Origin of the sequence: Nitrospina gracilis 3/211, from assembly GCF_000341545.2 — a bacterium.
Lineage (GTDB): Bacteria > Nitrospinota > Nitrospinia > Nitrospinales > Nitrospinaceae > Nitrospina > Nitrospina gracilis.
The window spans coordinates 1,046,821-1,059,176 of record NZ_HG422173.1; the positions used below are offsets into that span (position 1 = coordinate 1,046,821).

At 57.6% G+C, this 12,356-nt stretch carries 22 protein-coding genes; all 22 read left to right on the forward strand.

The genetic code is table 11. The features are described from left to right. Genes rpsG through rpsE form a run of 22 tightly spaced genes read left to right on the forward strand, consistent with a single transcriptional unit; the run spans position 1 to position 12,350 of the window. On the forward strand, positions 1-474 hold the full coding sequence (gene rpsG / locus TX82_RS04935) for a 30S ribosomal protein S7 (protein WP_005007665.1): 474 nt from the start codon (positions 1-3) through the stop codon (positions 472-474). 29 nt (positions 475-503) lie between these two features. Then, positions 504-2,606, forward strand: a complete 2,103-nt coding sequence (fusA, locus tag TX82_RS04940) for an elongation factor G (protein ID WP_005007666.1) — start codon at positions 504-506, stop codon at positions 2,604-2,606. 55 nt (positions 2,607-2,661) lie between these two features. Next, the gene (gene tuf / locus TX82_RS04945) at positions 2,662-3,852 is read left to right on the forward strand and encodes an elongation factor Tu (protein ID WP_005007667.1); all 1,191 of its coding nucleotides are present in this window, start codon (positions 2,662-2,664) and stop codon (positions 3,850-3,852) included. Then, positions 3,852-4,160 carry a 30S ribosomal protein S10 gene (gene rpsJ, locus TX82_RS04950; protein ID WP_005007668.1) on the forward strand — a complete coding sequence of 103 codons (309 nt, stop codon included), beginning with the start codon at positions 3,852-3,854 and terminating at the stop codon, positions 4,158-4,160. The genes tuf and rpsJ overlap by 1 nt, the downstream gene beginning before the upstream one ends. Positions 4,161-4,175: 15 nt before the next feature. Beyond that, positions 4,176-4,814, forward strand: a complete 639-nt coding sequence (gene rplC, locus TX82_RS04955) for a 50S ribosomal protein L3 (RefSeq protein WP_005007669.1) — start codon at positions 4,176-4,178, stop codon at positions 4,812-4,814. Between the two features lie 30 nt (positions 4,815-4,844). Next, on the forward strand, positions 4,845-5,471 hold the full coding sequence (gene rplD, locus TX82_RS04960; protein WP_005007671.1) for a 50S ribosomal protein L4: 627 nt from the start codon (positions 4,845-4,847) through the stop codon (positions 5,469-5,471). Continuing rightward, positions 5,471-5,764, forward strand: a complete 294-nt coding sequence (gene rplW / locus TX82_RS04965) for a 50S ribosomal protein L23 (RefSeq protein ID WP_005007672.1) — start codon at positions 5,471-5,473, stop codon at positions 5,762-5,764. The genes rplD and rplW overlap by 1 nt, the downstream gene beginning before the upstream one ends. 6 nt (positions 5,765-5,770) lie before the next feature. Next, the gene (gene rplB, locus TX82_RS04970) at positions 5,771-6,598 is read left to right on the forward strand and encodes a 50S ribosomal protein L2 (protein WP_005007673.1); all 828 of its coding nucleotides are present in this window, start codon (positions 5,771-5,773) and stop codon (positions 6,596-6,598) included. A 24-nt stretch (positions 6,599-6,622) separates the two neighbouring features. Continuing rightward, positions 6,623-6,907 carry a 30S ribosomal protein S19 gene (rpsS, locus tag TX82_RS04975; protein ID WP_005007674.1) on the forward strand — a complete coding sequence of 95 codons (285 nt, stop codon included), beginning with the start codon at positions 6,623-6,625 and terminating at the stop codon, positions 6,905-6,907. A gap of 20 nt (positions 6,908-6,927) precedes the next feature. Further along, on the forward strand, positions 6,928-7,266 hold the full coding sequence (rplV, locus tag TX82_RS04980; protein ID WP_005007675.1) for a 50S ribosomal protein L22: 339 nt from the start codon (positions 6,928-6,930) through the stop codon (positions 7,264-7,266). Between the two features lie 7 nt (positions 7,267-7,273). Beyond that, positions 7,274-7,948: a 30S ribosomal protein S3 gene (rpsC, locus tag TX82_RS04985; RefSeq protein ID WP_005007676.1), complete on the forward strand. Its 675-nt coding sequence runs from the start codon at positions 7,274-7,276 to the stop codon at positions 7,946-7,948. A gap of 34 nt (positions 7,949-7,982) precedes the next feature. Beyond that, the gene (rplP, locus tag TX82_RS04990; protein ID WP_005007677.1) at positions 7,983-8,390 is read left to right on the forward strand and encodes a 50S ribosomal protein L16; all 408 of its coding nucleotides are present in this window, start codon (positions 7,983-7,985) and stop codon (positions 8,388-8,390) included. Positions 8,391-8,409: 19 nt separating this feature from the next. Then, entirely contained in the window at positions 8,410-8,643 is a 234-nt protein-coding gene (gene rpmC / locus TX82_RS04995) for a 50S ribosomal protein L29 (RefSeq protein ID WP_005007678.1), read from the forward strand. Between the two features lie 35 nt (positions 8,644-8,678). Then, on the forward strand, positions 8,679-8,939 hold the full coding sequence (rpsQ, locus tag TX82_RS05000; RefSeq protein ID WP_005007679.1) for a 30S ribosomal protein S17: 261 nt from the start codon (positions 8,679-8,681) through the stop codon (positions 8,937-8,939). Positions 8,940-8,944: 5 nt separating this feature from the next. Then, complete coding sequence (gene rplN, locus TX82_RS05005) at positions 8,945-9,313, forward strand: 50S ribosomal protein L14 (RefSeq protein ID WP_005007681.1); 369 nt, start codon at positions 8,945-8,947, stop codon at positions 9,311-9,313. After that, entirely contained in the window at positions 9,313-9,639 is a 327-nt protein-coding gene (rplX, locus tag TX82_RS05010) for a 50S ribosomal protein L24 (RefSeq protein WP_005007682.1), read from the forward strand. Before rplN ends, rplX begins: the two co-directional genes overlap by 1 nt. A gap of 27 nt (positions 9,640-9,666) precedes the next feature. Beyond that, entirely contained in the window at positions 9,667-10,212 is a 546-nt protein-coding gene (gene rplE, locus TX82_RS05015) for a 50S ribosomal protein L5 (protein ID WP_005007683.1), read from the forward strand. Between the two features lie 23 nt (positions 10,213-10,235). Then, on the forward strand, positions 10,236-10,421 hold the full coding sequence (locus TX82_RS05020; protein WP_005007684.1) for a type Z 30S ribosomal protein S14: 186 nt from the start codon (positions 10,236-10,238) through the stop codon (positions 10,419-10,421). Positions 10,422-10,459: 38 nt separating this feature from the next. Further along, a complete protein-coding gene (gene rpsH, locus TX82_RS05025) occupies positions 10,460-10,852 on the forward strand; it encodes a 30S ribosomal protein S8 (protein WP_005007685.1) in 393 nt (130 codons plus the stop codon). Positions 10,853-10,866: 14 nt separating this feature from the next. Further along, on the forward strand, positions 10,867-11,412 hold the full coding sequence (gene rplF, locus TX82_RS05030; protein ID WP_005007686.1) for a 50S ribosomal protein L6: 546 nt from the start codon (positions 10,867-10,869) through the stop codon (positions 11,410-11,412). Positions 11,413-11,429: 17 nt separating this feature from the next. Next, positions 11,430-11,798 (forward strand): 50S ribosomal protein L18, encoded by a 369-nt coding sequence (gene rplR, locus TX82_RS05035; RefSeq protein WP_005007687.1) that lies wholly within the window; start codon positions 11,430-11,432, stop codon positions 11,796-11,798. 42 nt (positions 11,799-11,840) lie between these two features. Continuing rightward, a complete protein-coding gene (rpsE, locus tag TX82_RS05040; RefSeq protein WP_005007688.1) occupies positions 11,841-12,350 on the forward strand; it encodes a 30S ribosomal protein S5 in 510 nt (169 codons plus the stop codon). Positions 12,351-12,356: the final 6 nt, after the last annotated feature.

Below are 12,356 nucleotides of genomic sequence, written 5' to 3' on the forward strand. Positions count from 1 at the left end.
ATGGCAAGAAGACGCGAAGCGGAAAAACGGGAGATCCTGCCGGACCCCAAATACAACGACATTCTGGTTGCCCGGTTTGTCAACAGCCTCCTCAAGCGGGGCAAGAAGAGCGTGGCGGAACGTATGTTCTATTCCGCTCTGGACAATATCGGTAAGCGGGTGAAGGACGAAGAGCCCATCAGGGTGTTCAAGAAGGCCGTGGACAATGCCGCGCCGCTTCTCGAGGTCCGGTCCCGCCGGGTTGGTGGCGCCACCTATCAGGTGCCGGTGGAGGTCAACGCCAACCGGCGCACCGCGCTCAGTATCCGCTGGATCATCAGCAATGCCCGCAGCCGTGCGGGTCGTTCGATGTCTGACAGGCTGACCGACGAACTGGTCGATGCCTACAACAGCACCGGCGGCGCGGTTCGCAAGAAGGAAGATGTTCATCGTATGGCAGAAGCCAACAAGGCGTTCGCCCACTACCGCTGGTAGCGCGGTTCTCAAGCAGCATATAAGGTGTTATGAGCAAGAAGCCCAAAATCAGTCAAATCCGGAATATCGGCATCATCGCCCACATCGACGCGGGCAAGACCACGACGACCGAGCGAATCCTTTATTACACCGGAAAAAGTCACAAGATCGGTGAGGTTCATGAGGGCAGTGCGACCATGGACTGGATGCAGCAGGAACAGGAGCGCGGCATCACCATCACCTCCGCCGCCACCACGTGTTTCTGGCTGGATCACCAGATCAATATCATCGACACGCCGGGCCACGTCGATTTCACCGCCGAGGTCGAGCGGTCGCTCCGTGTGCTGGACGGGGCTGTGGGTGTGTTCTGCGCCGTCGGCGGCGTTGAGCCGCAATCCGAGACGGTGTGGCGCCAGGCCACCAAGTACAAGGTTCCGCGCATCGGGTTTGTCAACAAGATGGACCGCGCCGGTGCGGATTTTCTCGGCTGTGTGCAGCAGATGAAGGAGCGCCTGAACGCGAACCCGGTGCCGGTGCAGTTGCCCATCGGGTCGGAAGCAGATTTTGTGGGGCTCATTGACCTGGTCACGATGAAGGCCAATGTTTACTCCGACAAGTACAAGAAGGGTGAGGCGTACGACACTCAGGAGATTCCGGAAGACCTGCTGGAGCAGGCGAAGGAATATCGCGACCACATGCTGGAAGCCCTGGCCGATGTGGATGAAGCGCTGATGGAAAAATACCTGGGCGGGGAGGATGTGAGCGAGGAGGAAATCCGCGCGGCTCTCCGCAAGGGTGTGCTGGCCCTGGCGTTCACGCCGATTTTTTGCGGGGCCGCGTTCAAGAACAAGGGTGTGCAGCAGTTGCTCGACGCGGTGGTTCATTATCTGCCGTCCCCGGACCAGGTGGCGGCAGTCGTCGGCGTCAATCCGAACACGCAGGAAGAAGTAATGTGTCCGGTCGATGAGAGCAAGTCGCTGTCCGCGCTGGCATTCAAAATCATGACCGACCCGTTTGTCGGTCAGCTGGCCTACTTCCGCGTTTATTCCGGTCATATCAAGAGTGGCACGTACGTGTACAACTCGACCAAGAATCAGAAGGAGCGCGTGGGACGCCTGCTCCGCATGCACGCCAACAAGCGTGAAGAGGTGGATGTGGTCGGTGCCGGGGACATTGCCGCGGCGATCGGCTTCAAAAAGACTTTTACCGGTGACACCCTGTGTCGCGAAGAGAGCCCCGTTATCCTCGAGTCCATTTCCTTTCCTCAACCCGTCATTTCTGTAGCGATTGAGCCGAAAACCAAGCAGGAGCAGGAAAAGCTTTCCGACTGTCTCATCAAGCTTCAGCAGGAAGACCCCACCTTTGAAGTGAAGGTGGATCCGGAAACCTCCCAGACCATTATTTCAGGTATGGGTGAGTTGCATCTGGAGATCCTCGTGGACCGGATGAAGCGCGAGTTCAACCTCGACGTCAGTGTGTCCAAGCCGCAGGTGGCGTATCGGGAAACCGTCACCAAGAAGACGGACCACAGCTACAAGTACGTCAAGCAGACCGGTGGTCGGGGTCAGTATGGTCATGTCGAGATCACACTCGAGCCGCGCAAGGCGGGTGAAGGGTTTGAGTTCGTCAACAAGATCGTGGGCGGCGCCATCCCGAAGGAATACATACCCGCGGTTCAAAAGGGTGTTACGGAAGCCATGGATCGCGGCGTTCTGTGCGGGTTCCCGATGGTGGACGTTCGCGTCACCCTGAACGACGGTTCGTATCACGACGTGGACTCTTCCGAGATGGCATTCAAGATTTGTGCGTCCATTGCGTTTCGGGATGCGGCGAAAAAGGCCTCGCCCGTGCTGCTCGAGCCCATCATGGACGTGGAGGTGGTCACACCCGAGGAGTTCATGGGTGATGTCATCGGCCACCTCAACTCGAAGCGCGGCAAGGTCAAGGAACTGGGTGACCGTGCCGGCGCAAAAGTGGTGCGGTGCGAAGTGCCGTTGGCGGGTATGTTCGGGTATTCCACCGATCTTCGGTCGAACACCCAGGGTCGCGCCAACTACTCAATGGAATTTTTGAAATATGACGTGGTTCCGAATGCGATTGCGGAGGAGTTGATCGCCAAATCGACCGGAACCTCAAGTGAAGTGACCGTATAAATAAAACGAATACAAAACCGGAACAATGATTTCATCATTAATGGAGTGAATCGGTATGGCAAAAGAAAAATTTGTGAGAGACAAACCCCACGTGAACATCGGAACCATCGGGCATGTTGACCATGGTAAAACCACGCTCACAGCGGCCATCACCGAAGTTTTGGCAAAAAAGGGTATGGCGCAAAGCATTGCGTTCGACCAGATCGACAAAGCGCCTGAAGAAAAAGAGCGCGGCATCACCATCGCTATCGCGCACGTGGAATACCAGACGGAAAGCCGTCACTACGCCCACGTGGACTGCCCGGGCCATGCCGACTACGTCAAGAACATGATCACCGGTGCGGCGCAGATGGACGGCGCGATCCTGGTGTTGAGCGCCACCGACGGCCCCATGCCGCAGACCCGTGAGCACATCCTGCTCGCCCGTCAGGTCGGTGTACCCAAAATTGTCGTGTTCATGAACAAATGCGACATGGTCGATGACCCGGAACTGCTGGACCTGGTTGAGTTGGAAGTACGCGAACTGCTCAACAAGTACGAGTTTCCCGGTGACGACATCACCGTCATCCGCGGCAGTGCTTTGCAGGCTCTGGAAAACGCCGAAGACGAAGAGAAGACCAAGTGCATCTGGGAACTGATGGCTGCCTGCGATGCGGACATTCCGGTTCCGGAACGCCCGATCGACAAGCCTTTCCTGATGCCGATCGAGGACATTTTCAGCATCTCCGGTCGCGGTACCGTAGCCACCGGCAGGATTGAGACCGGTGTCATCAAGGTAGGCGAGGAGGTCGAGATCGTCGGTTTCCGCCCGACCACCAAGACCACCGTCACCGGTGTTGAGATGTTCCGCAAGCTGCTGGACGACGGTCAGGCGGGAGACAATGTCGGTTGTCTGCTCCGCGGTACCAAGCGCGACGACATCGAGCGCGGACAGGTTCTGGCGAAGCCCGGTTCCATCACCCCGCATGCGAAGTTCAAAGCCGAGGTGTACATCCTGAATAAGGAAGAGGGCGGGCGCCACACTCCGTTCTTCAACGGCTACCGGCCGCAGTTTTATTTCCGCACCACGGACGTGACCGGCGTGGTCACCCTGCCGCAGGGCGTGGAGATGGTCATGCCGGGCGACAATGTCACCTTCGAGGTTGAATTGATCACCCCCGTGGCGATGGCCAAGGAATTGCGGTTCGCCATTCGTGAAGGTGGCCGGACTGTGGGCGCGGGCATTGTCAGCGAGATCATGGACTAATGAGCGATCAGAAAATAAAAATCAAGCTGAAGGCTTACGACCACAAACTGCTCGACTGGTCGGTCGGGGAAATTGTGGAGACCACCAAGCGCACCGGCGCCCGGGTGGTCGGTCCCATCCCGCTTCCAACCAAGAAGAACCGGTGGACCGTGCTGCGGTCGCCCCATGTGGACAAGAAATCGCGGGAGCAGTTCGAGATCCGGACGCATAAGCGCATCCTGGAAATCCTCGAGCCCACTCCGCAAACCGTCGACGCGCTCATGAAGCTGGACCTCAGTGGCGGCGTGGATATTGAAATCAAACTGTAAGAACGGTCGGGATCGATGAAAGGTTTGCTCGGTAAAAAATTGGGAATGACCCAGGTCTATCTGGAAAACGGCGATTGTGTACCCGTCACTGTCATCCAGGTGGAGCGGTGTGTGCCCGTGGATAAACGGACTCAGGATAAAAACGGGTACGATGCTGTGGTGGTGGCCTATGGCCAGCGCAAGCCGAAGCACACCAACAAGCCGTTGGCCGGATATTACGGTAAGATCAAAGCGGAGCCCGCCCGGGTCCTTAAGGAATTCCGCAACCTGGAATTGGCGGACGATGCCATGGGCCAGCAACTCAAGGTGGATGTGTTCGCCGAGGGGGAACTGGTGGATGTGGTCGGCGTCTCCAAGGGGCGTGGTTTCTCAGGCGTGGTCCGACGGTACAACTTCCGCGGTCAGCCGGCGTCCCGCGGTACTCACGAGTCGTTTCGCGGCGGCGGTTCCATCGGCATGCACACCTATCCCGGGCGCACGCTGAAAGGCCAGAAGATGGCCGGACGCATGGGCGGTAAAACCGTGCATGCGAAGAACTTGAAAGTCGTCCGCGTGGATGCGGGCAACAACCTGATCCTGGTGCGCGGCTCGGTGCCGGGCGCCAACGGTCGGCTGGTGCGCATCACCGAGGCCAAGGCCGGCGGCAGGAAATAATTTAAAGCGAAAGAAGCGAAAGAGCGAAACATGGCGGAACTCGAAATCGTCAACACAGAAAACAAGAAGGTCGGTACGGCCACGCTGTCACCCGAGGTGTTTGAAGGGCCCGTCCGGGAGCATCTCGTGCAACAGTACGTCGTCATGCAGTTGGCGACCAAGCGGAGCGGCACCGCCTCGACCATCGAAAATCGCGGCGATATCAGCGGCGGCGGTAAAAAGCCCTGGCGGCAGAAAGGAACTGGGCGCGCCCGTCACGGTAGCACCCGCTCCACTATCTGGCGCGGGGGTATGACGGTGTTCGGTCCCCGTCCGCGCGCGTACACGCACAAGCTTTCCAAGAAGTCCCGCAAGCTCGCCATCCGCTCCGTTCTCGCCGAAAGATTGCAAAGTAATAACATTCAAGTGGTCGAATCACTGAACCTGGAAGAGCCCAAAACCAAGCAGGCCCTGGCTCTGCTCGGCAAGCTCGGGTTGCCGGAAAAGACGTTGTTCCTGGTCGCCGAGAAAAACCCGAACCTGGAACTCGCCGTTCGCAACCTGCCGCAGGTCAATGTGCTGTCGGTGGAAGGCGTCAATGTGTTCGACCTGCTGGTGCATCAGAAGATCGTGTGCACCCCCGACTCTCTCAAGAAATTAGAGGAGCGACTCAGCTGATGTCCACCGACCATTATCGAATTTTAGAGAAGCCGCTCATCACTGAAAAGAGCACCATGATGCTGGAAGACGGCAACCGGGTGATGTTTCAGGTGAAGCGCGATGCCAACAAGCTTCAGATCAAGCAGGCCGTGGAGAAAATCTTCAACGTCACCGTGCTGGATGTGAATACCCTCAACGTGAAACCCAGGCAGAAACGGTTCGGCCGCAACGTCGGGTTTACCAAGGCGAGCAAAAAAGCCATCGTCACGTTGAAGGACGGCGACAAGATAGACTTTTTTGAAGGAGCGTAAGCGGCCATGCCAGTAAGAAAACTCAACCCGACTTCCGCCGGTGTTCGATTTCAGACGATCTCGGATTTCGGTGAAGTGACCAAATCCACACCGGAGAAAAGCCTGCTGGTGTCGATTTCCCGCAAGGGCGGCCGCAACAACAACGGCCGCGTCACCGCCCGTCGGCGTGGTGGCGGGCACCGCAAGCTGTACCGCAAAATCGATTTCCGGCGAAACAAGGACGGGGTCGAAGCGAAGGTGGCGGGCATCGAATACGATCCCAACCGTTCGGCGAACATCGCGCTTCTCGTATACACGGACGGAGAGAAGCGGTACATCCTGGCGCCTTCGGAATTGAAGGACGGTGCCACGGTGATGTCCGGCCGGGACGCCGAAGTGCGCGTTGGCAACTGTTTGCACCTCGAAGACATTCCCGTGGGCACGACGATCCACAACATCGAGCTCAGGCCGGGCAAGGGAGGGCAGATCGCGCGCAGTGCCGGGACCTATGCGCAGCTGATGGCGAAGGAAGGCGATTATGCCAACATCAAGCTCAAGTCCGGCGAAGTGCGGCTGGTCTCGGTGAAATGCCGTGCCACGGTGGGTTCCGTCGGTAACGCAGAGCACGAAAACGTGTCTCTCGGCAAAGCCGGGCGAACACGATGGATGGGGCGCCGCCCGCGTCCGCGCGCTGTGGCCATGAACCCGGTCGATCATCCGATGGGCGGCGGTGAAGGCCGCTCTTCCGGCGGACGCCACCCGTGCAGTCCGTACGGCATGCCGGCGAAGGGGTACAAAACGCGGAAGAAAAAGAAACCGTCCTCTCGGTACATACTGAGTCGGCGCAAGAAATAATCAACTTTAGAAGGCAGGAGCGCTATGGCGCGATCACTGAAAAAAGGGCCGTTTGTCGATCAGCATCTGGCGGACAAGGTGGAGCTGATGAACCGGAAGAACGAGAAAAAGGTCGTCAAGACCTGGTCGCGCCGGTCCACCATTCTGCCGGATTTCGTCGGGCACACCCTGGCGGTGCACAACGGCAAGAAGTTCATTCCCGTGTTCGTCACGGAAAACATGGTGGGGCACAAGCTGGGGGAGTTTTCCCCGACCCGCACCTTCAAGGCCCACAGCGGCAAAACCAAAAAAGCGGCGCCGCCCAAGTAATTTAATCGAGAGCAACGGAAATGAGTGTCAGAGCCCAATTGAAACACGCCCGCACGGCCCCGCGCAAAGCGCGCTTGATCGCCGACATGATCCGCGGCAAGAACGTGAACGACGCGATGAACGTCCTTGTCTTTACGCGGAAGAAGGCGGCGGGCCTGTTTCAGAAACTTTTGAAGTCGGCGTTGGCCAATGCCGAGGAAAACCACAAGGTGCTGGACGTGGACGATCTTTACGTTCGCAAGGTCACGGTGGACGAAGGTGTGACCATGAAACGCCAGCTTCCGCGGGCGCGGGGGATGACGACCCTCATTCGCAAACGCACCAGCCACATCACGCTTGTGCTGGACGAAAAGGAGTAACCGACACATGGGTCAGAAGGTACATCCCTACGGGTTTCGACTGGGCATCAACAAGCCCTGGAAATCGAACTGGTACGCAAAAAAAGATTACGCCGATCTTCTGCAGGAAGATATTAAGATCCGCAAGCACCTCAGGAAAAACCTGTCGCACGCGGGTATCTCGAATCTGGAGATCGAGCGTTCGGCAAGCCGCATCCGCATCAACATCCACACCGCCCGCCCCGGCATCATCATCGGCAAAAAGGGGCTGGAGGTGGACCGGGTGAAGGAGGAGTTGCAGAGGATCATCGGTACGGCCAAGCAGGTCAACCTGAACATCAAGGAAATCCGCCGGGCGGAACTCGACTCCTCGCTCATCGCGCAGAACGTGGCCATGCAGTTGGAGAAACGGATTTCCTTCCGCCGCGCCATGAAGAAGGCGGTGGTCAGCGCCCTGCGCTTCGGCGGCAAGGGCATCAAGATCCGCGTGTCGGGTCGCCTGGGCGGCGCGGAAATCGCGCGCAGTGAATGGTACCGGGAAGGCCGCGTGCCCCTGCACACGCTCCGCGCGGACATCGACTACGGCACCGCCGAGGCCCGCACCACTTACGGAATCATCGGTATTAAGGTGTGGGTGTACAAGGGCGAGATTTTTGAAGGGGCGGCGGATACCGCCGAAGATGGCGAAGCCGCTGCGTCCTGACGAACACGAATAGCAAGCTGGGAGAGTTACAGTCATGTTGATGCCCAAGCGCGTCAAGTATCGCAAAAAACACAAAGGCCGGATGCGTGGCACCGCGTTCCGCGGCGGCAAGGTCAATTTCGGAGAGTATGCCCTGCAGACTCTGGAGTGCGGGTGGATCACCAACCGCCAGATCGAAGCGGCGCGTATTGCCATGACCCGTCACGTCAAGCGTGGCGGGAAAATCTGGCTCCGGATTTTCCCGGACAAGCCGATCTCCAAGAAGCCGGCAGAGACCCGCATGGGTAAAGGTAAAGGCAACCCGGAATTCTGGGTCGCCGTCGTCAAGCCCGGAAGGATTCTTTACGAAATGTCCGGCGTGGCGGAGGACGTGGCCAAAGAGGCTCTGCGTCTGGCGTCACACAAACTTCCGGTGGCCACCCGGATCATCGTGAACAAGTAACAGGCGGGAACCGACTATCATGAAGATGAAGGAAATCCGGGAGCTGTCCGAAAAGGAGCGCGAGGAAAAACTCGCCGACCTGGAGGAAGAGTATTTCAATCTGAAGTTTCAGCTCGCTACGGGAAAGATTGAGAATCCGGGACGGATGAAGCACATGCGCCGGGACATTGCACGGCTCAAGACCCTTAACCGGGAAATGAAACAGTCGGCGGACCAGGCAGGCCAGCCGAAAGCCGAAACCCCCTCGTCATAAAGACGGGTGAAAAGAAATAACCTCAGGAGTGCACGTTGAGCGAAGGTAAGCGCAAGCAAACGCTGTTGGGCACCGTTATCAGCGACAAGATGGACAAGACGGTGGTGGTGCGGGTGGACCGGAAGTACATTCACCCCAAATTCAAGAAAGTGGTCAAGCAGACCCGGAAATACAAGTGCCACGACGAGACGAACCAGTGCAATGTCGGTGACTTTATTTCCATGAAACAGGTGCGGCCGTTGAGCAAGGACAAGCGGTGGTCCCTGGTTGAAATTTTAAAGAAACGGGAAATTTAACGGCGATGATTCAACTGCGAACAGTTTTGGATGTGGCGGACAACTCGGGCGCGCGGAAAGTCCAGTGTATCAAGGTGCTGGGCGGAACCGGACGGCGTTACGCCTCGGTGGGCGACATCATCGTCGTGGCCGTGAAGGAGTGCGAGCCGAACAGCAACGTTAAAAAAGGCGACGTGAAAAAAGCCGTGGTGGTGCGCACGCGTAAAGAGATGCGCCGCTCGGAAGGCAGTTACATCAAGTTCGACACCAACGCCGCGGTGCTGGTGAACGATGCGAAGGAGCCGGTCGGCACCCGCATCTTCGGTCCTGTCGCCCGCGAACTCCGCGCCAAACGGTTTCTCAAGATCATTTCCCTCGCCCCGGAGGTGCTCTGATGGCCGGTAGCTGGTTGCTGAAAAAAGACGATATCGTGATGGTGATGAAGGGTCGCGAGCGCGGCAAGAAGGGAAAGGTCCTGGCATTCTACCCGGACCAGGACAGCATCACCGTGGAAAAGCTCAATCTCTACAAGCGCCACATGAAGCCGAGCGGGCAGAACAAGGGCGGCATCGTGGAGAAGGAAGGCAAGATTCATTACTCCAACGTGCTTTTGGTTTGCGACAAGTGCGGCAAGGGCGTGCGTGTGAAAAGCAAGAAACTGGAAGACGGAAGCCGCGTCCGCGTCTGCCGTAAATGCGGCGACGCCATCGACAAGATTTAAGTGCCAGAAAGGTTGACGGAATAGAACATGGCAGTACCCAATGTCAAGCAGGCATACGACGAAAAGTATCGCAGCCAGATCCAGAAGGAACTCGGGCTGAAGAACATCATGCAGGTTCCGCGTCTGGAGAAGATCGTGCTCAATATGGGCCTGGGCGAAGGCACTCAGAACGCCAAGCTGATCGAGGCGGGTGTTGAGCAGTTGCGCATCATTACCGGTCAGGCCCCGGTGGTGACAAAGGCGAAAAATGCGATCTCCAACTTCAAGCTGCGCGAAGGCATGCCGGTGGGTGTGCGCGTGACCCTGCGCGGCTCCCGCATGTACGAGTTTTTTGAGCGGCTCGTTGGGTTTGCTCTGCCGCGCGTTCGTGATTTCAAGGGCCTGTCGCCCAAGTCTTTCGACGGGCGCGGCAATTACACCATCGGCCTGCGCGAGCAACTGATTTTCCCGGAGATCAATTTCGACAAGATCGAGAAGATCAAGGGCATGAACATCACCATCTGCACCACCGCTGAAAACGACGAGCAGGGGCGGGTGCTGTTGAAGACCATGGGATTTCCGTTTCGCAACTGAATCCCGATTTTTAGAGGCAAGACATGGCGAAGAAATCGCTGATAGCCAAGGCCAACCGCAAGCAGAAATTCAGCGTGCGGGAGTACAACCGGTGCAAAGTGTGCGGCCGCCCGCGGGCGTTTCTCCGCAAGTTTGGTTTGTGCCGCATCTGTTTTCGGCAGCGGGCGCTGTTGGGGGAAGTCCCCGGCGTCACCAAGGCCAGCTGGTAAGGCAACGAGTTACGTAAGTTTAGGAGAACATTGATCTCATGATGACCGATCCCATAGCGGATTTTTTCACCCGGCTCCGGAACGGAATGCAGGTGCGCCACCCTTCGGTGGACATGCCGAATTCCAAAATGAAGACCCGGATCGCCGAGATTTTGCAGGGTGAAGGATTCATTCGCAACTTCAAGACAAAGGAAGACAATAAGCAGGGGTTGTTGCGGGTGTACCTGAAGTACCACAACGGCTCCCCCTGTGTACGCGGCATCAAGCGTGTCAGCACACCCGGCCGTCGTGTTTATGTGGACAAGGATCATATCCCGAAGGTGCTGAACGGTCTGGGGGTCGCTATCATCTCCACATCGCAGGGATTGGTCACCGATCAGATTTGCCGCGAAAAAGGTATCGGCGGCGAAGTGGTCGGATACATCTGGTAAGGCAGGAATCGATTATGTCACGTATTGGAAAATTGCCGGTTGAATTGCCTTCCGGCGTCGAGTGCACCATTCAGGGCAGTCACGTGAAGGTCAAGGGCCCCAAGGGGGAACTGGTGCGTGACCTGCACCCGGAGATGTTGATCGAGAAAGAGGAAAACCAGGTGTTGGTAAAGCGGCCGTCGGACAACCGGACGCACCGCGCCCTGCACGGCCTCACCCGGGCGCTTCTCAACAACATGGTGGTGGGCGTTTCTCAGGGTTACGAGAAACAGCTCAATATTGTCGGCGTCGGTTACAAGGTGGAACTGAAGGGAAAGGCCCTGGTGCTGAACCTGGGTTATTCGCATCCCATTGAATACCCGAGCCCCGACGGCATCGAGTTCGAGGTGGATTCGAAAGCCAACACCATCAAGGTCAAGGGCATCGACAAGGAAAAAGTGGGACAAACATCCGCGGAAATCCGCAAAATGCGACCTCCGGAGCCTTACAAGGGTAAAGGGGTCATGTATGCCGACGAGCGCATCCGCAGAAAAGCGGGCAAAGCCGCCGCGGGCAAATAATTTTAGCAAGACGGACCATGTCAAAAACAAATCTCAAAACCCGGCTGAGGCTGAAACGCAAATTCAGGGTGAAAAACCGGACCCAGAAAGACCCGCAGAAACTGCGCCTGTCGGTGTTCCGCAGCACCAACCACATTTACGCCCAGATCATCGACGATGCCAACCGCAAGACTCTCGCGTCCGCGTCTTCCTTGACCAAGGATTTTCAGGCGAAGATGAAAACGGGCGGCAATGTGGAAGCAGCGAAACTGGTGGGTTCCATGCTGGGCGAAAAGGCCTCCGCACAGGGAATCAAGGAAGTGTATTACGACCGCAACGGATTCATTTATGCCGGCCGCGTGAAAGCGCTGGCGGAGGCGGTGCGGGAAAAGGGAATCAAGTTTTAAAAAACCAACCCGGCGGGGAAAATGCCCGGCCAGGCAGGAGGAATGCTTTTGCAGGAACGAGCCGCCAAACAAACCGAATTCGTCGATAAAGTCGTCAAGATCAAGCGTGTCGCCAAAGTGGTGAAAGGCGGACGTCGCTTCAGCTTCAGTGCCCTGGTCGTGGTGGGCAACCGCGAGGGCAAGGTGGGTTGGGGGCTTGGCAAGGCCAATGAAGTGCCCGAAGCTATTCGCAAGGGCGTCGAGCGCGCCAAGAAAAACCAGATCCGCGTGGCTCTGGACGGCACCACCATCCCGCATGAGATCGTCGGCCGTTTCGGTTCCGGTGAAGTGCTTTTGAAGCCGGCGAGCCGGGGTACCGGATTGATCGCCGGGGGTGCCGTGCGTGCGGTCCTGGAAGCGGCGGGGGTGAAGGACATTCTCACCAAGTGTATCCGCACCAACAATCCGCACAACGTCGTGAAGGCCACGATTGACGGCCTTGAGTCCCTGCGCGACGTCCAGCAGTGCCAGGAAGTGCGCGGTAAAGAATTGCATCATAAATCGTCCCGTTGAGTGATC

What these genes read in the sequence shown, in the direction of transcription:
- rpsG (WP_005007665.1), top strand. Translation starts at nt 1, where the DNA reads ATGGCAAGAAGACGCGAAGCGGAAAAACGGGAGATCCTGCCGGACCCC.
- fusA (WP_005007666.1), top strand. Translation starts at nt 504, where the DNA reads ATGAGCAAGAAGCCCAAAATCAGTCAAATCCGGAATATCGGCATCATC.
- tuf (WP_005007667.1), top strand. Translation starts at nt 2,662, where the DNA reads ATGGCAAAAGAAAAATTTGTGAGAGACAAACCCCACGTGAACATCGGA.
- rpsJ (WP_005007668.1), top strand. Translation starts at nt 3,852, where the DNA reads ATGAGCGATCAGAAAATAAAAATCAAGCTGAAGGCTTACGACCACAAA.
- rplC (WP_005007669.1), top strand. Translation starts at nt 4,176, where the DNA reads ATGAAAGGTTTGCTCGGTAAAAAATTGGGAATGACCCAGGTCTATCTG.
- rplD (WP_005007671.1), top strand. Translation starts at nt 4,845, where the DNA reads ATGGCGGAACTCGAAATCGTCAACACAGAAAACAAGAAGGTCGGTACG.
- rplW (WP_005007672.1), top strand. Translation starts at nt 5,471, where the DNA reads ATGTCCACCGACCATTATCGAATTTTAGAGAAGCCGCTCATCACTGAA.
- rplB (WP_005007673.1), top strand. Translation starts at nt 5,771, where the DNA reads ATGCCAGTAAGAAAACTCAACCCGACTTCCGCCGGTGTTCGATTTCAG.
- rpsS (WP_005007674.1), top strand. Translation starts at nt 6,623, where the DNA reads ATGGCGCGATCACTGAAAAAAGGGCCGTTTGTCGATCAGCATCTGGCG.
- rplV (WP_005007675.1), top strand. Translation starts at nt 6,928, where the DNA reads ATGAGTGTCAGAGCCCAATTGAAACACGCCCGCACGGCCCCGCGCAAA.
- rpsC (WP_005007676.1), top strand. Translation starts at nt 7,274, where the DNA reads ATGGGTCAGAAGGTACATCCCTACGGGTTTCGACTGGGCATCAACAAG.
- rplP (WP_005007677.1), top strand. Translation starts at nt 7,983, where the DNA reads ATGTTGATGCCCAAGCGCGTCAAGTATCGCAAAAAACACAAAGGCCGG.
- rpmC (WP_005007678.1), top strand. Translation starts at nt 8,410, where the DNA reads ATGAAGATGAAGGAAATCCGGGAGCTGTCCGAAAAGGAGCGCGAGGAA.
- rplN (WP_005007681.1), top strand. Translation starts at nt 8,945, where the DNA reads ATGATTCAACTGCGAACAGTTTTGGATGTGGCGGACAACTCGGGCGCG.
- rplX (WP_005007682.1), top strand. Translation starts at nt 9,313, where the DNA reads ATGGCCGGTAGCTGGTTGCTGAAAAAAGACGATATCGTGATGGTGATG.
- rplE (WP_005007683.1), top strand. Translation starts at nt 9,667, where the DNA reads ATGGCAGTACCCAATGTCAAGCAGGCATACGACGAAAAGTATCGCAGC.
- TX82_RS05020 (WP_005007684.1), top strand. Translation starts at nt 10,236, where the DNA reads ATGGCGAAGAAATCGCTGATAGCCAAGGCCAACCGCAAGCAGAAATTC.
- rpsH (WP_005007685.1), top strand. Translation starts at nt 10,460, where the DNA reads ATGATGACCGATCCCATAGCGGATTTTTTCACCCGGCTCCGGAACGGA.
- rplF (WP_005007686.1), top strand. Translation starts at nt 10,867, where the DNA reads ATGTCACGTATTGGAAAATTGCCGGTTGAATTGCCTTCCGGCGTCGAG.
- rplR (WP_005007687.1), top strand. Translation starts at nt 11,430, where the DNA reads ATGTCAAAAACAAATCTCAAAACCCGGCTGAGGCTGAAACGCAAATTC.
- rpsE (WP_005007688.1), top strand. Translation starts at nt 11,841, where the DNA reads ATGCTTTTGCAGGAACGAGCCGCCAAACAAACCGAATTCGTCGATAAA.